Source organism: Streptomyces sp. AgN23 (assembly GCF_001598115.1).
Lineage (GTDB): Bacteria > Actinomycetota > Actinomycetes > Streptomycetales > Streptomycetaceae > Streptomyces > Streptomyces antimycoticus.
The window spans coordinates 1,453,305-1,470,475 of sequence record NZ_CP007153.1 but is presented as its reverse complement, the minus strand read 5'-3'; the positions used below and the strand labels follow the sequence as shown (position 1 = coordinate 1,470,475).

The following is a 17,171-nucleotide window of genomic DNA, read 5'->3' as shown; positions in this document are numbered from 1 at the left end:
GATTGTGTTTGATTGGACCTCTGTGGAGGGGTACATGGCACCGTCACTGTCAGGACATCGGATCTCCCGCCGTGCGCTGCTACGAGGTACTGCGGCCGGAGCCGGCGCGGTCGCCCTGCCGACGCTGCTGACCGCCTGCGGTGGTCCGGGCAACGAAGTGAAGATCGGTTCCAACGCCTCCGACGCCGTGCCCCGGAAGGCGTTCGCGGAGGTCTTCAACGCGTACGAGAAGAAGTCGGACAAGAAGGTAAAGGTCAACACCGTCAACCACGAAGCCTTTCAGGAAGGCATCAACCGCTATCTGAAGGGCACTCCCGACGACGTCTTCATGTGGTTCGCCGGGTACCGCATGCAGTTCTTCGCCGAGCAGGGGCAGCTCGCCGAGATCAGCGATCTGTGGAAGGGCTTCGACGGCTTCTCCGACGCGCTCAAGGCGCAGTCCAGCGGCAAGGACGGCAAGCAGTACCTCGTGCCGTACTACTACTACCCCTGGGCGGTCTTCTACCGGAAGAGCGTCTTCGCCCAGCGCGGCTATGAGGTCCCGAAGACCTTCGATGAGTTCCGGGCCCTTGCCAAGCGCATGGACAAGGACGGCCTCGACGCCATCGCCTTCGGCGACAAGGACGGCTGGCCCGCCATGGGGACCTTCGACTATCTCAATATGCGGGCCAACGGCTACGACTTCCATATCTCCCTGATGGGCGGCAAGGAGTCCTGGACCGATCCCCGGGTCAAGAACGTCTTCGATCTGTGGCGCGGGCTGATGCCGTACCACCAGAAGGGCGGCAACGGACGGACCTGGCAGGAGGCCGCCCAGAGCCTGGCGCAGAAGAAGTCCGGTATGGCGGTCTTCGGACTTCCCCACCCCGGACAGCAGTTCTCCGAAGCCGACCGCGACGATCTCGACTTCTTCGCCTTCCCCGAGATCGACTCCGCCTATGGCCAGGACGCGGTCGAGGCGCCGATCGACGGCTTTTTGCTGGCGAAGAAGTCCAAGCGGCAGAAGGAGGGCAAGGAACTGCTGAAGTACCTCGCCACACCTGCCGCCGAGGAGATCTACCTGAAGCGGGACCCGAACAACATCGCCGTCAACGACGGCGCGTCCACCTCCTCGTACAACGCGCTGCAGAAGAAGGCCGTCGACCTCGTCTCGAACGCCAAGCAGATATCCCAGTTCATGGACCGCGACACCCGGCCGGACTTCGCGTCCCAGGTGATGATCCGGGCCATTCAGCAGTTCATCAACAAGCCGGACGACATCGACTCCCTGACCAAGGACATCGAGTCCCAGAAGAAGACCATCTTCGCCGCCAACTAGGAGATTCGCGCCGTGCCGCTCATCAACGCGCGGCGTGCCAAACGGCGGGGTCCCCGGAGGTTCACCTCCCGCGACCTCGCCGTCATCGGCGTGCTGCTGGGCATACCCATCCTGCTCGACCTGGCCCTGATCTGGGGCCCGACCCTCGCCTCCATCGGTCTGTCCTTCACCAACTGGGACGGGATCGGCGATATCCAATGGGTCGGGATCGACAACTACAAGACCCTCTTCACCGACTATCCGCCGTTCTGGCCCGCCGTCCGCAACAATCTGCTCTGGGTGGCCTTTCTCGGCTGTGTCGCGACCCCGTTCGGACTGCTGCTGGCCGTACTGCTGGACAAGGGCGTCCGGTTCAGCCGGTTCTACCAGTCCACCCTCTATATGCCGGTGGTGCTCTCCCTCGCCATCGTCGGCTTCATCGCGCAGCTGATCTTCTCCCGTGACCAGGGCGCGCTGAACGCGATTCTGGCCGACAAGGACAATCCGGTGGACTGGCTGGGAGACCCGGAGCTCAATATCTGGATGGTGCTGCTGGCGGCCGCCTGGCGGCATACCGGGTATGTGATGATTCTCTATCTCGCCGGGCTGAAATCCGTCGATCCCTCGCTCAAGGAAGCGGCCGCGATCGACGGCGCCAGTGAGACCCAGACCTTCTTCCGGGTCGTGCTGCCCACCCTGCGGCCGGTCAATGTCATCGTCGGCGTCATCACCGTGATCGAGGCATTGCGCGCGTTCGACATCGTCTACGCCATCAACCATGGCCGTAACGGGCTCGAACTGCTCTCGGTGCTGGTCACCGACAACATCATCGGCGAGGCCAGCCGGATCGGCTTCGGCTCCGCGATCGCCGTCGTCCTGCTCACCGTGTCCATGGGATTCATCGTGACCTATCTGGTGCAGGAGCTACGAGGGGGGAAGAAGGGATGACCATCACCCGGACCGCCCCCGTACGGACCGTGGCGCCGGTGACCGGCACCGGCAAGCGCCGGGTGAGCCGTGGCCGGCTCGGGCTGCACGCGTTCCTGATGACCGTGTCGCTCGCCTTTCTCGCCCCGCTGCTGCTCGCCATCTACGCCTCGCTGCGGCCCTATGAGGAAACCGCCAAATACGGCTATTTCTCGCTGCCGCGCCATCTGTCGTTCGACTACTACGCGCAGGCGTTCAACGACTCCGGAATGGGCAAGTACTTCATCAACTCGCTCATCATCGCGGTGCCCGGAGTGCTGCTGACGCTGTTTCTCGCCTCGTTCGTCGCCTTCTGCGTGACCCGGCTGAGAATGCGCGGCGGGCTCGTGCTGCTGATGGTGTTCACGGCGGGCAATCTGCTGCCCCAGCAGGTCATCGTCACCCCGCTCTACGTGCTCTTCACCAAGATCAACCTGCCCTATTGGATGTCGGACTCGATGACGATGTACGACTCCTACTGGGCCGTGCTCGTCGTCCAGGTCGCCTTCCAGGTGGGCTTCTGCGTCTTCGTCCTCGCCAACTTCATGCGCACCCTCCCCGAGGAGATCGTGGAGGCGGCGCGGGTGGACGGCGCGGGGGTATGGACGCAGTACTGGAACATCACGCTTCCGCTGTGCCGGCCGGCGCTCGCCGCGCTCGCCACCTTGCAATTCACCTGGATGTACAACGACTTCCTGTGGGCGCTCGTCTTCATCTCCGACGGCGAGAAGCTGCCCATCACCTCCGCGCTCAACAATCTGCGCGGCCAGTTCTTCACCGACTACAACCTGCTCGCGGCGGGTTCGGTGATCGTGGCGCTGCCCACGGTGCTGGTCTTCCTGCTGTTGCAGCGCCACTTCATCGCCGGACTCACCCTCGGCGCCAGCAAGGGCTGATACGACAGGGGTCACCGTGGTCCATGTGGCCGGGGTGACCCCTGTGGCGCAAGGGCCCCACGCCCCCCGGCCGCGCCCCACCGCCTCCCCCCGCGTCATGCGCCCATACGGTCCGGAGCGGCGCGATCCGCCACTCGGTCGTCTTCGGGCGTTTCCGTGGCAGGGTGATGCGGGCAACTGTCAGGAGGCGATGGAATAGGGGGAAATGTGATCGTCTGGCTGAACGGTGCGTTCGGTGCGGGTAAAACCGCCACGGCCCGTGAATTGGTGGACTTCATGCCCGGCAGCACGTTCTACGACCCGGAGCTGGTCGGTAACGGTCTGCGGATGATGCTTCCGCGTAAACGTCTTGAACAGGTGTCCGACTACCAGGATCTGCCCTCCTGGCGCCGGCTGGTCGTGGACACCGGAGCGGCGCTGATGGCGGAGGTCGGCGGTCCGCTCGTGGTGGCGATGACGGTCCTCAGACAGGAGTACCGGGATGAGATCTTCGGTGGTTTCGCGGCCCGTCGCATCCCCGTACGGCATGTTCTGCTCCGCACCGATGAAACGATCCTTCGCGAGCGGATAGCCGGGCGCGAGGCGATACCCGGGGACCCGGAAGCGAGCGAGTCGGTACGCCAGTGGTGCCTGGCCCATCTCGCCCCCTACCGGGCGGCCCTGCCCTGGCTGACCGCCGATGCCCATGTCGTGGACACCACCGGCATCACCCCGCGCCAGACCGCCCAGCACATCGCCGACGCCGTCCGCGAGGGCGCCGGGAGCTGCGACATCGTGCAGACCCCGGAGCCGACGGCGGAGACGCTGGCCGCCGGGGTGCTGCTCTTCGACGAGGAGGACCGTGTGCTGCTCGTCGACCCCACCTACAAACCCGGCTGGGAGTTCCCCGGCGGCGTCGTCGAACCCGGCGAACCCCCGATGTGCGCCGGGGTGCGCGAGGTCACCGAGGAGCTGGGCGTGCGGCTGGACGAACCCTTGCGGCTGCTGGTCGCCGACTGGGAGCGCCCCCAGCCGCCCGGCTACGGGGGCCTGCGGCTGCTCTTCGACGGCGGCAAGCTCTCCAGCGCGGCCGCCCGGGAGGTGCTGCTGCCCGGCTCCGAACTGCGCGGCTGGCGCTTCGTCACCGAGAGCGAGGCCGCCGCGCTGCTGCCGCCGGTGCGGCTGAGCCGACTGCGCTGGGCGCTGCGCGCCCGCGAGCAGGGCCGCCCGCTCTACCTCGAAGCGGGCGTCCCCACCGGCTGACCCACCGGCCCGTCTCGTACTCCACCGGCCCGCCCCGTACCCCGTCGGCAGGCGGGGGAGGCTCAGCCCTTGCCCGCCGCGTACATCCCCAGGAACAGTGCCTCGGTCAGCGAGAGCTTCTCCAACTCCTGCGGCGAGACGCTCTCGTTGACCGCGTGGATCTGCGCCTCCGGCTCGCTCAGCCCGATCAGCAGGATCTCCGCCTCCGGGTAGAGCGAGGCCAGCGTGTTGCACAGCGGGATCGAGCCGCCCTGCCCGGCGATCGCCATCTCCTGGCCGTCGTACGCCAGACGCATCGCCTCCCGCATCGCCGCGTACGCCGGGCTCGTGGTGTCCGCGCGGAACGGCTGGCCCTGGCCGACCTGCTCCAGCGAGAGCCGCGCGCCCCACGGCACCGAGGACCGGAGGTGCTCGGCGAGCAGCCGGTTGGCCTCGGCCGCGTCCACGCCCGGCGGCACCCGCAGGCTGATCAGCGCCCGCGCGCTCGCCTGGACGGACGGGGTGGCGCCGACCACCGGCGGGCAGTCGATGCCTATCACGGTGACCGCGGGGCGTGCCCAGATGCGGTCGGCGACCGTACCGGAGCCGACCAGTCCGACCCCGTCGAGCACCTTGGCGTCGTTGCGGAACGCCTCTTCCGGATACTGCAGCCCGTCCCACTCCGCGTCCGCCTCGAGGCCCTTGACGGTGGTCGAGCCGTCCTCGGCGCGCAGCGAGTCCAGGACGCGGATCAGCGCGGCGAGCGCGTCCGGGGCCGCCCCGCCGAACTGGCCGGAGTGCAGATTGCCCTCCAGGGTCTCCACCGAGACCCGCAGCAGCGTCATTCCGCGCAGCGTGGCCGTGACCGTCGGCAGCCCGACCCGGAAGTTGCCCGCGTCGCCGATCACGATCGTGTCGGCGGTCAGCAGTTCGGGATGGGCCTCGGCATAGCGCTCCAGGCCGCCCGTGCCCTGCTCCTCCGAACCCTCCACGATCATCTTGACGTTGACCGGGACTCCGCCCTGCTCCTTGAGCGCCCGCAGGGCGGTGAGATGCATGATCACGCCACCCTTGCAGTCCGCGGCGCCCCGCCCGTACCAGCGGCCGTCGCGCTCGGTCAGCTCGAAGGGCGGGGTGTGCCAGGCGGCCTCGTCCAGCGGGGGCTGCACGTCGTAATGGGCGTAGAGCAGCACGGTCGGGGCACCGGCCGGACCGGGCAGAAAGCCGTAGACGGACTGGGTGCCGTCGGGGGTGTCCAGCAGCGCCACGTCCTCGAACCCTTCGGCGCGCAGGGCGTCGGCGACCCAGCGGGCGGCGGCCTCGCATTCCTCGCGCGGGAACTGCGCCGGGTCCGCGACCGACGTGAAGGCCACCAACTCGGCCAGCTCGGCCCTGGCGCGCGGCTGCAGGGCGGCTACGGTGGCGGCGAGAGGTGCCTTCTCCATGGGGGTCACTCCTGGGGTGCGACGGGTAGGCGGCGGGATGCGCCGCGATGGGCACGTATGTACGGCTTGATGCCGCGTGGCCGATCATCCCACAGCGGGGTCATCCGTCGGGGAGCCGTAGGATGCCGGGAAGGCGCATCAGGTCGGTCGATTGGGAGCGGATCCACACGTGAGCAGCGACAACGCAGCCCCGGACAATGAGACGGTATGGGACGTCGTCGTGGTGGGCGCGGGCCCCGCAGGTGCCTCCGCGGCCCATGCCGCCGCGTGCGCCGGACGCCGGGTGCTGTTGTTGGAGAAGGCCGAACTGCCGCGCTACAAGACATGTGGCGGCGGCATCATCGGTCCCTCGCGCGACGCGCTCCCGCCGGGCTTCGAACTGCCGCTGCGGGAGCGGGTGCACGCGGTGACCTTCTCGCTCAACGGCAAGCTGGCCCGCACCCGCCGCTCCAAGCACGCGCTCTTCGGGCTGATCAACCGGCCGGAGTTCGACGCGGCCCTGGTCGAGGCCGCCAAGGACGCGGGCGCCGAGATCCGTACGGGCGTCGCGGTCACCCGCGTCGAACAGCACGGCCCGGCCGTGCCCGACCGGCGCACGGTCGCCGTGGTGCTCGCCGACGGTGAGACGGTGCTGGCGCGGGCCGTGGTCGGCGCGGACGGCAGCGCGAGCCGCATAGGCGCGCATGTCGGCGTGAAGCTGGACCAGGTGGATCTCGGCCTGGAGGCGGAGATCCCCGTTCCGAAGACCGTCGCGGAGGACTGGGCGGGCCGGGTGCTCATCGACTGGGGCCCCATGCCGGGGAGTTACGGCTGGGTCTTCCCCAAGGGCGACACCCTGACCGTCGGCGTCATCTCGGCGCGCGGCGAGGGCGCCGGGACCAAGCGCTATCTGGAGGACTTCATCGCCCGGCTGGGCCTCGCCGGATTCGAGCCGAGCATCTCCTCCGGCCATCTGACCCGCTGCCGCGCGGACGACTCGCCGCTGTCCCGCGGCCGGGTCCTGGTGTGCGGGGACGCGGCCGGGCTGCTGGAGCCGTGGACGCGCGAGGGCATCTCCTACGCGCTGCGCTCGGGCCGGCTCGCGGGGGAGTGGGCGGTGCGCGTCGCCGAGGCGCACGACGCGGTGGACGCCCGCCGTCAGGCCCTGAACTACGCCTTCGCGATCAAGGCGGGGCTCGGTGTGGAGATGGGCGTCGGCCGCCGTCTGTACACGGTCTTCGCCCGCCGCCCCGGGATGTTCCACGCGGCGCTCACCGGCTTCCGCCCGGCCTGGCGCGTCTTTACGAAGATCACCCGCGGCACCACCACCCTGGGCGACCTCGTCCGCACCCACCCGGCCGCCCGCCGGGCCCTGGCGGCGATGGACCGGGGCTAGCCGCCTTCGCTCGGGCGTCGCGCGGCGATCAGGCGTCATACGACGGTGATGCGTCGCGCGGCAACCCGAGGCTTCGTCGGTGATGCGTCGTGCGGCGGCCCCGAGGCTTCGTCGGTAGTGGGTCGCGTGGCGGCCCTGCCTCCTCGCCGGCGACGCTGAGGACCGGCGGCATCCCGGCGGTCCGGGTCCGGCCGACGTAACGTACTCCGCCGGGAGTACGTGTGGGCACCACGCAAGGGGGACGCCGGGCCCGCCCGGCCGGTTTAGCGTTGCCCGTATGCACGGATTCACGGGGGAGCCCGGCCCCTGGCACCGGCCGGGCGGACGCTGGCGCGAGATGCCCTTCGGCCCACCGCGCTCGGCCGTACCCTGGCCCTCCTCGCTCGCCATCGCCGTCGTCCAGCTGCTGGGCACGGGGTTCGCCGCGCATGACCAGCCCGCCCGGGTGGGCCTCGGGCCCGGGGCCGGTGCGCTGCTGCTCGCCGGGCCAGCGCTGCTGCTCCTGCGCCACCGGCACCCCGGGACCGTCGTGGTCGGCACGGCGGCGGTGACCGTGGTCTACATCGCCGCCGGATATCCGTACGGGCCCGTCTTCCTCAGCGTCGTCGTCGCCTGTGTGGCGGCCGTCGCCGCCGGGAGGCGGATCGCCGCGTGGAGCGCGCTCGGGCTGCTGTGGGGCAGCCATCTGCTCATCGGCCACTGGCTCTACCGCTGGCTGCCGCCGGACGGTGACGGGCCCGTCGGATGGGGGCAGGAACTGGGGATCACCGCCTGGGCCATGGCGATCGTCGCCGCGTCCGAGCTCGTCCGCGTACGGCGTGAGCGGTGGGTCCGCGAACGGGCCGAACGGGAGGCGGCGGCGCGGCGCCGGGCGGACGAGGAGCGGCTGCGGATCGCCCGCGAACTGCATGACGTCCTCGCCCACAGCATCTCGGTCATCAACGTCCAGGCGGGCGTCGGCCTCGCCCTCCTCGACCAGCACCCCGAACAGGCCCGCACCGCGCTGACCACCATCAAGGCGGCCAGCAAGGAGGCGCTGGGCGAGGTCCGCCAGGTCCTCGACACGCTGCGGACCTCCGGCGCGTCCGGCGCCGCGCCGCGCTCGCCCGCGCCCGGCCTGGACCGTCTGGAGGAACTGACCGGGCAGGCGGCGGACGCGGGGCTCGCGGTGCGGGTGGAGGTGGAGGGCGTACGGACGGCCCTGCCGCCCGGTGCCGACCTCGCGGCGTTCCGTATCGTGCAGGAGGCCCTGACCAATATCGTCCGCCACTCCAGCTCCCGGAACGCCCACGTCCTGTTGTGCTACGCCCCCGGTGAGTTGGAGCTGCGGGTGGACGACGACGGTCCGGCGGCCGGGGGCGAGGTGACGGGCGGCGGCAACGGCCTGGTCGGCATGCGCGAGCGGGCCGCCGCGCTCGGCGGCACGGTGGAGGCGGGCCCCCGCCCGGACGGCGGCTTCCGCGTCCGGGCCCGGATCCCGTTCAGGAGCGCGAGGGAGACACCATGAGTGAGCGGGAGAGGGAAGACGCCGTGATCCGTGTCGCGCTCGCCGATGACCAGATCCTGGTCCGCGCCGGCTTCCGCGCCCTGCTGGCCGCGCAGCCGGATATCGAGGTGGTCGGCGAGGCGGCCGACGGGGAGCAGGCGCTGGCGCTCGTGCGGGAGCAGCACCCCGATGTCGTCCTCATGGACATCCGCATGCCGGTGCTCGACGGCCTCGCCGCCACCCGCCGGATCACCGAGGACCCGGCCCTGGGCGAGGTGAAGGTGGTCATGCTGACCACCTTCGAGCTCGATGAATACGTCTTCGAGGGGATCCGCTCCGGCGCCTCCGGCTTTCTGGTCAAGGACACCGAGCCGGAGGAGCTGCTGCGGGCGGTGCGCGCGGTCGTCGGCGGCGACGCGCTGCTGTCGCCCGGGGTGACGCGCCGCCTCATCGCCGAGTTCGCGGCCCGTTCCAGGGAACCCGCGCCCGCGGCTGCGCTGGCCGAGTTGACCGACCGGGAGCGGGAGGTGATGGCCCTGGTCGGCATGGGGCTGTCGAACCAGGAGATCGCCCGGCGGCTTGTGGTGAGCCCGCTCACCGCCAAGACCCATGTGAGCCGCACGATGGTCAAACTGGGCGCCCGGGACCGCGCCCAACTCGTCGTGCTCGCCTATGAGTCGGGCCTGGTCCGGCCCGGCTGGCTGGGCTGAGGAAGGGCCTGGGCCCGGGGAGCGGTGGCGAGGGTGCCCCGTGCTCGGTGCTCGGTGCTTCGGGGCCCGGCTCAGAACAGCCCCTCCGGAGCCTCCGTCTCCCGCTCCCACACCGCCACCGGCGCCGTCGTCGCGGCGTCCGCCGCGGCCGCCGTCAGCGGCCAGCCCGCCAGCCGGCGGGTGTCCAGCACCAGGATCCGGCCGTCCGTCGAGGCCAGGTGGATGTCCGGGCCCGCCACGGCGTCGAGCCGACCGGCCACGGTGGTCTCGGGGACGAGCTGGATCAGCCCCAGCGCGGGGCGCACCCGGTCCAGATGGAACGCCGCGTCGTGGTGCACCGGCTCGAACGGTGCCAGGGCCAGCGACTCCGGCAGCCCGCCCAGGGCGCGCGCCCGCTGGTGGAGCGCGGCCAGGTCGGCGGCCCGCCGCTCCGGGGACGGCGCGGCCTCGCGGGCGGTGCGCTTGGCGGCGTAGGGGAAGCGGTCCGGGACGCCGAGCGCGGTGCCCAGCTCCGCCTCTGCGCGGCGCGCGGCCATCAGCGGGCCACGGCCCAGCAGGCAGTACGAGAGCGCGGCCTGCTCCAGCAGCCGCGCCCCCTCCCGCTCGGCCGCCGTGATCCCGACCTTGACCAGATCCGGGCCGAACCAGGCGAGATAGACGTCGTAAGGGCGCGGGTCGTCCGTACGGGTGTCGGCGGCCACGGAGTACGAGCGGTCCAGCCGGGCGCAGTCCGGGCACTGCGCCGATACGGCGGCGGCCGGGACCTCGGCCCCGGCCGGGCACGGGGTGTGCCGGGAGCCCCTGCGCACGCCGACGCAGTCGCGCCGGGGCCCGGTGGTGAAGGAGAGCGGGCGGTCCGGCGTCAGCGGGGAGAGCCGTTCCCCCTGGGCCGGATGGCGCCAGACGAGCGCGGGCCCGCGTCGGCCCCAGCGCGATCCCGCGCACTGCCACCGTGGAGGCCGCGGGCTCTCGGTCATCAGCGCCGCTGCCGGGAGAAGAGCCACAGCGCCCGCACCAGGCGGACGGCGAATCCGACGGTGGCCACCGCGAAGGCGGCTGCCTTCCAGGCCCTCTCCTGGGCCCGGCCCAGGTCGCCGAAGAGCGCGGGGCTCGCGACCGCCACATAGAGCACGGCCGCCAGCAGACTGGCCGTGACCAGAGCGAACACCATCTCGACGGTGAGCGTGTCGCGCTCGTCCTGGGAACGGGGCCCGGTCATCTCGAATCAGTCCTCCGCCTGCTGTCCGGTGGCTGCCGCCGAGTCGGTCATCCCCGGCTCGCGCTGCCCGTCACGCTGCTTCTCGCGCACATACAGCTGCTTCCGTACGCGTGCCACGACCGTACCGTCCGCGGCGACCACGTCGTTCTCGAACCACGGCAGTGCCTTGCCACCGTCCGCCGTGGCCTCGCGGATCTCCTCCAGCCGCTCCTCGGTGAGCTTGAAGTCGGCGAACACATCGCCGCGGCCGGGCGAGACGAAGTCGATCTCGCCGGCCTTGTCCCAGACGATGTAGTCCCGGCCGAGCCGGTTCATCACCAGCAGCATCCAGAACGGGTCGCTCATCGCGAACAGCGAACCGCCGAAGTGGGTCCCCACGTAGTTGGAGTTGAAGCGGTGCAGCCGCAGCCTGACCCGGACACTGCTCCAGTCCTCCGCGAGGTGGACCACCCGCACTCCGGCGAAGAGATAGGGCGGCCACCAGTTCATCGCGAGACGCAGGCGGCGCGCGGACATCGATCGACGTGACATGTCAGGAAGCCAGCACGTGATATTACCCGTCGGTAACCCAATGCTCGGCGTATCAGATGCCCGAGTGCTCCCGCCACAGCTCGGCCAGCTTCTCGTCCCCCTCCGTGGTCAGCGCGGTGATCGGCTGCCGGTTCCAGAGCGCGAGATAGAGGTCGCCGGCCGGGCCGCTCAGCTCGCAGTCGGCCGCCCCCTCGCCGTCGCGCTCGGTGCGCGGAACGTCCTGTGACAGCCGCATCGTCCACACCGCGTCATGGTCCGTGGCCCTCACTCGGAGCGTGCGCGGGGTGTCCGTGCGCACCCGGGACCGGTCCAGGCCGTGGAAACCGACCAGCAGCTCATCGACCCCGTCGGCCGCGAACTCCGGGGTGAACGGGGAGAGGGCCCCGCCCCGCGCCGACTCCGCGTCGATCCGGTGGATGGCGGTCTCATGGGCCTGGCGCCGGGCCCAGAAGGCCAGCGGGAACTCCGAGGGAAAGAAGGTGAAGCACTTCAGCTCGGGGTCGGCATCAGTAAGGGTGCCGACCAGCCGCCCATGGACCTCGCGGTACCAGGACACGAGCTCGGCGTCGGCCGGTGCAGGCTCGACCGCCGGCCGGACCGGCTCCGCCAGGCCCTCGCCGACGATCCGGGTGGCCCAGCCGTACACCTGGCCAAGGTGGGACAGCAGGTCACGGACGCGCCAGTCGGGGCAGGTCGGTATCTGGGCGTCCACTCCGGCCTCGGCCGCGGCGTCGGCCAGCAGCCGGCCCTCGCGGTCAAAGATTTCGATCAACTCGGCAGTCTTCATGGCGGAATCATGCCAGCCACCTCCGACATCGGTCGGCGCCGGGACGGCGAGGGCGTCAGTTTCCGGCCAGGCGCACGGCGTTCCGCGTGCCGTACGCGACCACCGCCGCCACGGCCGCCAGCGCCGCGACCGTGGTGAGCGCGACCGGCAGCGAGTACCAGTCGGCGAGGAAGCCGATCGTGGGCGGGCCCAGCAGCATCCCGCCGTAGCCGAGCGTGGAGGCCGCGGCGACCCCGCCCGGTCCCGTCAGCGCGCCCGCCCGCGCGATGGCGACGGGGAAGAGATTGGCCAGCCCCAGCCCGGTGACCGCGAAGCCCAGGAGCGCGAGCCAGACCGTGGGCGCGAGCGAGCCCAGCAGCATGCCGGCCGCGGCCGTGGCACCGCCCGCGATCAACGCCCTGGTCTGGCCGAGCCGTTCGAGCAGCGCGGTGCCGGTCAGCCGGCCGACGGCCATCATCAGCGCGAAGACGGCGTAGCCCGCGGCGGCGAGTCCGGCGGACGCGTCGAGCTCCTGGTGCAGATGGAGGGCCGCCCAGTCGGCCATCGCCCCCTCGCCGTACGCCGTGCAGAGGGCGATCAGGCCGAAGACGGCGACGAGCCACCGGGCGCGGCCCGACCGCTCTGCGCCGGGAGACGGTTCGGTGGCGGCGGCGTTCCCGGACTCGGTCGCGGGCCCGGCGCCGTCCCGCGGCGCGGGCACCGGCAGCGAGATCAGCCTCCGGCCGGCGGCCGCCGCGAGCAGCAGCCCGAAGACCGCGAGCAGCGACAGATGGCGGGTGGGGGAGAGGTGGTCGGCGATCAGCCCGCCGAGCCCGGCCCCGGCCATCCCGCCCAGGCTGAAGGCGGCGTGGAAGCTGGGCATGACCGGGCGGCGCAGGGCGGCGATGAGGTCGACCGCCGCGCTGTTCATGGCCACGTTGAGCGCGCCGAACCCGGTGCCGAAGACCAGCAGCACCAGGCCGAGGGCGAGCGCGGAGTGGGTCAGCGGCGGCAGCGCCACGGAGCCGGCGAACAGCACGCCGGCGGCCACCGTCGTCGGGTGGTTGCCGAAGCGGCGGCACAGGCGCCCGGTGGCCATCATCGTGGCCGTCCCGCCCGCGGACACGCCGAGCAGGGCCAGCCCCAGCGCGCCCTCCGAGGCGCTCGTCTGGTCCTTGATCGCGGGGATCCGGGCGACCCATCCGGCGAACACGAAGCCGTCGAGGAAGAAGAACGCGGTGATGGCGGCGCGGAGTCGGGCGAGGTCGCGATCCGCGGCGACGGAGCGGCGCGCGCCCAGGATGGCCGTCCGTGTTTTGTTTGGAGTCGGCACAAAGTGAGAATAGGGGCGTGACCCAGACACGGACAAGGCTCGAGCGCGGCCGAAGCGCTCTTGGCCCGGCACTGGCACTCGTCCACACCGGCCGCGCGCCCACCCGCGCGGTGCTCACGGCCGAGCTCGGGGTGACCCGCGCGACCGCGGGCGCCGTCGCCGCCGAGCTGGAGGCGCTCGGCCTGATCCAGGTCGACTCACGGCCGCTCGGGGCCGCCGGGGCGCAGGGCCGTCCCTCGCACCGGCTGTCGATCGCCCCCCGGGGGCCGGTCGCGCTCGCCGCTCAGGTGCACGCCGACGGGTTCCGCGCGGCGCTCGTCGGGCTCGGCGGCCGGACCGTGGCCACGGCCCCGGGCTGCATGACCGTGCCCGCCGACCCGGCGCATGTCATCGACGCGGTCGTGGAGGCAGGGGCCCGGCTGCTGCGGGAGACCGGCCGCCGCTGCGTGGGCGCGGGGCTCGCCGTCCCGTCCGCGGTCGCCGAACCGGAGGGCACCGCCCTGAACCCGCTGCACGTCGCCTGGCCCGCGGGCGCTCCGGTGCGCGAGCTGTTCAACCGCAGCCTGGCCGCGGCCGGTATCCGTGGCGACGACGGGGAGCCGGTCACCGGCTTCGCGGGCAATGACGTCAACCTGGCCGCGCTCGCCGAGCACCGCCATGGCGCGGGCGGCGGCGCCCAGCACCTGCTCTGTGTCGCCACCGGGCACCGGGGCGTCGGTGGCGCGCTGGTGCTCGACGGGCGGCTGCACACGGGCAGCGCGGGGCTCGCCCTCGAGGTGGGCCATCTGACCGTCAACCCCGAGGGCCCGCCCTGCCACTGCGGCAGCCGCGGCTGTCTGGACATCGAGGCCGATCCGCTCGCCTTCCTCACAGCGGCCGGGCGCGACCCGGGCCCGGAGGTGTCCCTGCTGCAGCAGGCCCGCGATCTGCTGCGCGAGGCGTACGCCACGGAGCCGTCCGTTCGGGCCGCCACCAGCCAGCTCATCGACCGCCTCGGCCTCGGGCTCGCCGGTCTGGTCAACATCCTCAACCCGGACCGCATCATCCTCGGCGGGCTGCACCGCGAACTCCTGGAGGCCGACCCGGAGCGGCTGCGCGCGGTGGTGGCGGAGCGGAGCCTGTGGGGCCGGAGCGGGGGCGTACCGATTCTGCCGTGCACGCTGGACCACAACAGCCTGGTGGGCGCGGCCGAGTTGGCGTGGCAACCGGTGCTGGACGACCCCTTGGCCGCCCTGGGCGTGGGCTGACCACCGCGAGCTCCTTACGGCCGTCACCACTGGCGGCCCCGGGGGAGCGCGCTCAGGTCCGGGGCCGACAGATGGAGCACGTGGTAACGGTCGCCGGGCTCCGAGGGCGGTGCGCAGTCCTCCCAGAGCGTGAAGTGGATCAGCTCCCAGCCGCGCGGGTCGATGCCGAGGGCCGTCGCGTGGACGCCGTCCGTACGCGCGCGCTCGGCCAGCCGCGCCAGCGCGTCCTCGACAACGGAGGCGGGGTCGGCGGCGGCCGGAACCGGCGTGGCGTGGCGGGTGGCGGCGCGCGGTACGGTGCCCGCCGCCGGGCCCCGTTCGAAGGCGAGGCCCTGCCAGTGCTCGACCGCGGGCCTGCCGAAGTCCCGGACGATGCCCTGGAATCCGGGGGCCCATAGGAGGCGGTTCATGGCCTCGGGCGCGGTCCACAGATAGAACGGGACGTACTGATGGACCGGCGAGCCGTCCACCCCCCGCTCCCGGATGCCGTACGCCTTGAGGCCCAGCCCTGAGAAGTCGTCGAGCAGCGGCCCCTTCGCCTCCACCCGGTCCCGGATGATCCTCATGTCGTAGTCGGCGGGCAGGGTGATCCGGTACTGCATGACGAGCATCGGTGAACTCCTGTCGGCGGGGCGTGCGTTCGCGGCCGTTCCGCTGCGTTCGGATCGTACACACTAGTAGGTACAGAAGGGGTGGTCCTCGGCGCGCGTACTCCCCAGGAGGTACCGGGAGTGTCGTCGGCCGTACGACGACCGGGCGCCGTGAGGGGGTGATCCTCGAAGTGGCCGTGAGAAAGGGCCGTGAGAAGTGGCCATGACAACGGGCCATGAGACAACCACTCCCGAGGAGCGCGATCATCATGAACACCCTGGCGCACGGATTCGCCTACGGCGACGGCCCCGGACCGTGGATTCTGCTCTTCCCGCTGATGTGGGCGCTGGTCGTCGGCGGTGCGGTCTTCCTGTTGAGGCGCGGCGGGTGGCGCGGACGCGCCCCCTGGCGGCAGGGGCCCGTGGACTTCGGCGAGCGCTCGCCGATCGCGGTGCTGGGCCGCCGCTTCGCGGCCGGTGAGATCGATGAGGATGAGTACTGGCGCCGACTGTCCGTCCTGGACGAGCGGTTCGGACACCAGGCGAAGGGCGGGGTCCTCTGACCGTTGCTGACGGTGGGGCGCTGACGCGGGGCGCTCAGGCCGGCCGGGCTGTCAGGGCTGTCAGGGCTGTCAGGGGGGTTGGGGTTGTCCGGGCTGCCGGGGCCGTCGGGGCTGTCCGGACCGTCCCGCCTCGCGGGAGGCGGGACGCCTGCGTGCTCAGCGGGAGGCTGCCGACCGGGCGGCCGCGGGAGCCCGCTCGCGCACCGCAGACGCCGGGGCCGCGGCGACGGGCGCGGGGGCGACGGGTGCGGGGGTGGGTGCCGGTGCGACGGGCACCGGTGCCGGGGCGGCCGGTGCCGGGGCGGTGGCGGGTCCGGGTGTGGGTGCGGGGCCGGTGATGGGCGTGGTGGGCGCCGGCGCCGGGCGGGAGGCGTCCGTGCGATGGGGCGGTGCGGTACGCCCCGCTCCATGCGCCGTGAGGGGCGACTTGGCGGTGGCGATGGGCCGCGGCACGGCCAGCGTGAACCAGACGACCTTCCCGCTGCCGTCGTCCCGCGCATGCATCCCCCAGCTTTGGCTGACGGCCGCGACCAGCGCGAGCCCCCTGCCATGCGTGGCCACGGGATCGCAGGCCCGAAGGCGGGGCAGCCGCGGATCCTGATCGCGGACCGAAACGGTCAACCGGTCCAGCATGAGGACGATCTCCACCGTGCACTGCTTGTCCGGCTCGGCGTGCCGATGCACATTGGTGAGCAGTTCGGTGACGGCGAGCGCCGCCGGGTCGATGAGCGGATCCAGATGCCAGTAGCGCAACTGCGCCGACACGATTCTGCGGACCTGTCCGATCCGCGACGGCAGGGCCTGCAGCTCCACCGTGCACTGCCTGCTAGGACGACTGATCACGGCTGCGACTCCCTGAAGAAGTTGGGGCTAGCCTGATTCAGATGCGGGCGACGAACACGTTCAGCAGTGGTGGCTGCTGGGCGCGACCGGTGGGACGGTTCTCTGCGTCACCGCTTGTTGACCCTCAGTGATACTGATACTCGTCCAGGGTCGGTCCCACCGCGCGCACGCGCAACTCGGCCACTTCACCGCTTCTGGGAGTGCCCCCGGGCGGACCGGACGGCGTCGAGGAAGCGGCTGGCGGCCCCGGAGCCGGACTTGGCCGAGGTGGACTTGGTGTCCTGCGAGCCGAGAGTGAGACGGTAACGGGTGCCGTTCACGGTGGCCATGGCCTGGTCACCGTCCACGAACCAGGGCTTGCTGGCGCGCACCGACTGCACCGGCGCGCTGTCGATCTCGCGGCCATAGCTGGTGAGCAACTCCAGCCTGCCGTCCTTGATCAAGACTTGTCCGGCGCGGGTGACCGAGCGCAGGAACCGCTCGATCCGCACTCCCCTGGCGTTGAACTCGTTATCGGCCATCACAACCGCCTCCCCGATGGCTCCGACTGGCGCTTCTGTCGCCGTCTCTCATTTTCCCTGCTGCGCAGTGTGCCCGGGACCGGCCCCGGGCACCAGGGCGCACTGGGGGACAATGAGGATCGAAACGGCACGAGTATGCCACCTGGGCTGGGCGTGGGCACA

17 protein-coding genes and 1 pseudogene are annotated in these 17,171 nt (G+C 71.6%); 9 read left to right on the top strand and 9 right to left on the bottom strand.

From position 1 onward, the window contains the following. Window positions 1–34: 34 nt before the first annotated feature. The 4 genes from AS97_RS06380 (at window position 35) to AS97_RS06365 (ending at window position 4,401) form a co-directional block, all read left to right on the top strand. A complete protein-coding gene (locus AS97_RS06380) occupies window positions 35–1,318 on the top strand; it encodes an ABC transporter substrate-binding protein (protein WP_185930234.1) in 1,284 nt (427 codons plus the stop codon). A 12-nt stretch (window positions 1,319–1,330) separates the two neighbouring features. After that, window positions 1,331–2,245, top strand: coding sequence for a sugar ABC transporter permease (locus AS97_RS06375; protein ID WP_059145532.1), 915 nt, complete (start codon window positions 1,331–1,333; stop codon window positions 2,243–2,245). Then, window positions 2,242–3,159 (top strand): carbohydrate ABC transporter permease, encoded by a 918-nt coding sequence (locus AS97_RS06370; RefSeq protein ID WP_059145531.1) that lies wholly within the window; start codon window positions 2,242–2,244, stop codon window positions 3,157–3,159. Before AS97_RS06375 ends, AS97_RS06370 begins: the two co-directional genes overlap by 4 nt. Window positions 3,160–3,366: 207 nt before the next feature. Beyond that, entirely contained in the window at window positions 3,367–4,401 is a 1,035-nt protein-coding gene (locus AS97_RS06365; protein WP_059145530.1) for an NUDIX hydrolase, read from the top strand. A 62-nt stretch (window positions 4,402–4,463) separates the two neighbouring features. On the opposite strand, the gene AS97_RS06360 is transcribed toward AS97_RS06365, so the two are convergent. Beyond that, on the bottom strand, window positions 4,464–5,825 hold the full coding sequence (locus tag AS97_RS06360) for a dipeptidase (protein ID WP_210564483.1): 1,362 nt from the start codon (window positions 5,823–5,825) through the stop codon (window positions 4,464–4,466). A gap of 169 nt (window positions 5,826–5,994) precedes the next feature. Here AS97_RS06360 and AS97_RS06355 point away from each other — a divergent pair, with 169 nt between their 5' ends. The 3 genes from AS97_RS06355 to AS97_RS06345 all read left to right on the top strand — a co-directional run bounded on the left by AS97_RS06355 (window position 5,995) and on the right by AS97_RS06345 (window position 9,396). Further along, window positions 5,995–7,200, top strand: coding sequence for a geranylgeranyl reductase family protein (locus AS97_RS06355; protein WP_059145528.1), 1,206 nt, complete (start codon window positions 5,995–5,997; stop codon window positions 7,198–7,200). A gap of 337 nt (window positions 7,201–7,537) precedes the next feature. After that, window positions 7,538–8,707, top strand: coding sequence for a sensor histidine kinase (locus AS97_RS06350; RefSeq protein WP_236669816.1), 1,170 nt, complete (start codon window positions 7,538–7,540; stop codon window positions 8,705–8,707). 23 nt (window positions 8,708–8,730) lie between these two features. After that, complete coding sequence (locus AS97_RS06345; RefSeq protein ID WP_210567150.1) at window positions 8,731–9,396, top strand: response regulator transcription factor; 666 nt, start codon at window positions 8,731–8,733, stop codon at window positions 9,394–9,396. A gap of 71 nt (window positions 9,397–9,467) precedes the next feature. Here AS97_RS06345 and AS97_RS06340 read toward each other — a convergent pair whose 3' ends face one another. The 5 genes from AS97_RS06340 to AS97_RS06320 form a co-directional block, all read right to left on the bottom strand. Beyond that, on the bottom strand, window positions 9,468–10,373 hold the full coding sequence (locus AS97_RS06340) for a DUF2797 domain-containing protein (protein ID WP_059145526.1): 906 nt from the start codon (window positions 10,371–10,373) through the stop codon (window positions 9,468–9,470). Continuing rightward, on the bottom strand, window positions 10,373–10,615 hold the full coding sequence (locus tag AS97_RS06335; RefSeq protein WP_059145525.1) for a DUF6332 family protein: 243 nt from the start codon (window positions 10,613–10,615) through the stop codon (window positions 10,373–10,375). Before AS97_RS06335 ends, AS97_RS06340 begins: the two co-directional genes overlap by 1 nt. A 6-nt stretch (window positions 10,616–10,621) precedes the next feature. Further along, a complete protein-coding gene (locus AS97_RS06330) occupies window positions 10,622–11,131 on the bottom strand; it encodes a DUF4442 domain-containing protein (RefSeq protein WP_210564482.1) in 510 nt (169 codons plus the stop codon). Window positions 11,132–11,198: 67 nt separating this feature from the next. Further along, window positions 11,199–11,933, bottom strand: a complete 735-nt coding sequence (locus tag AS97_RS06325) for a maleylpyruvate isomerase family mycothiol-dependent enzyme (protein ID WP_059145523.1) — start codon at window positions 11,931–11,933, stop codon at window positions 11,199–11,201. A 55-nt stretch (window positions 11,934–11,988) separates the two neighbouring features. Further along, window positions 11,989–13,245, bottom strand: coding sequence for an MFS transporter (locus tag AS97_RS06320; protein ID WP_210564481.1), 1,257 nt, complete (start codon window positions 13,243–13,245; stop codon window positions 11,989–11,991). 17 nt (window positions 13,246–13,262) lie between these two features. Between AS97_RS06320 and AS97_RS06315 the strand changes: the two genes are divergently transcribed. Next, window positions 13,263–14,492 (top strand): ROK family protein, encoded by a 1,230-nt coding sequence (locus AS97_RS06315; RefSeq protein WP_125760342.1) that lies wholly within the window; start codon window positions 13,263–13,265, stop codon window positions 14,490–14,492. A 23-nt stretch (window positions 14,493–14,515) separates the two neighbouring features. On the opposite strand, the gene AS97_RS06310 is transcribed toward AS97_RS06315, so the two are convergent. After that, on the bottom strand, window positions 14,516–15,103 hold the full coding sequence (locus AS97_RS06310; RefSeq protein ID WP_125760343.1) for a DUF4865 family protein: 588 nt from the start codon (window positions 15,101–15,103) through the stop codon (window positions 14,516–14,518). A gap of 248 nt (window positions 15,104–15,351) precedes the next feature. Between AS97_RS06310 and AS97_RS06305 the strand changes: the two genes are divergently transcribed. Next, window positions 15,352–15,645, top strand: coding sequence for an SHOCT domain-containing protein (locus AS97_RS06305; protein WP_125760344.1), 294 nt, complete (start codon window positions 15,352–15,354; stop codon window positions 15,643–15,645). 441 nt (window positions 15,646–16,086) lie between these two features. Here AS97_RS06305 and AS97_RS46925 read toward each other — a convergent pair. Then, window positions 16,087–16,488 (bottom strand): annotated as a pseudogene (locus AS97_RS46925) (ATP-binding protein); the annotation flags it as partial. A gap of 185 nt (window positions 16,489–16,673) precedes the next feature. Then, window positions 16,674–17,009 (bottom strand): hypothetical protein, encoded by a 336-nt coding sequence (locus AS97_RS06295; RefSeq protein WP_059145517.1) that lies wholly within the window; start codon window positions 17,007–17,009, stop codon window positions 16,674–16,676. Window positions 17,010–17,171: the final 162 nt, after the last annotated feature.

What these genes read in the sequence shown, in the direction of transcription:
- AS97_RS06380 (WP_185930234.1), top strand. Translation starts at nt 35, where the DNA reads ATGGCACCGTCACTGTCAGGACATCGGATCTCCCGCCGTGCGCTGCTA.
- AS97_RS06370 (WP_059145531.1), top strand. Translation starts at nt 2,242, where the DNA reads ATGACCATCACCCGGACCGCCCCCGTACGGACCGTGGCGCCGGTGACC.
- AS97_RS06360 (WP_210564483.1), bottom strand. Translation starts at nt 5,825, where the DNA reads ATGGAGAAGGCACCTCTCGCCGCCACCGTAGCCGCCCTGCAGCCGCGC.
- AS97_RS06350 (WP_236669816.1), top strand. Translation starts at nt 7,538, where the DNA reads ATGCCCTTCGGCCCACCGCGCTCGGCCGTACCCTGGCCCTCCTCGCTC.
- AS97_RS06340 (WP_059145526.1), bottom strand. Translation starts at nt 10,373, where the DNA reads ATGACCGAGAGCCCGCGGCCTCCACGGTGGCAGTGCGCGGGATCGCGC.
- AS97_RS06335 (WP_059145525.1), bottom strand. Translation starts at nt 10,615, where the DNA reads ATGACCGGGCCCCGTTCCCAGGACGAGCGCGACACGCTCACCGTCGAG.
- AS97_RS06330 (WP_210564482.1), bottom strand. Translation starts at nt 11,131, where the DNA reads ATGTCCGCGCGCCGCCTGCGTCTCGCGATGAACTGGTGGCCGCCCTAT.
- AS97_RS06325 (WP_059145523.1), bottom strand. Translation starts at nt 11,933, where the DNA reads ATGAAGACTGCCGAGTTGATCGAAATCTTTGACCGCGAGGGCCGGCTG.
- AS97_RS06310 (WP_125760343.1), bottom strand. Translation starts at nt 15,103, where the DNA reads ATGCTCGTCATGCAGTACCGGATCACCCTGCCCGCCGACTACGACATG.
- AS97_RS06305 (WP_125760344.1), top strand. Translation starts at nt 15,352, where the DNA reads ATGAACACCCTGGCGCACGGATTCGCCTACGGCGACGGCCCCGGACCG.
- AS97_RS06295 (WP_059145517.1), bottom strand. Translation starts at nt 17,009, where the DNA reads ATGGCCGATAACGAGTTCAACGCCAGGGGAGTGCGGATCGAGCGGTTC.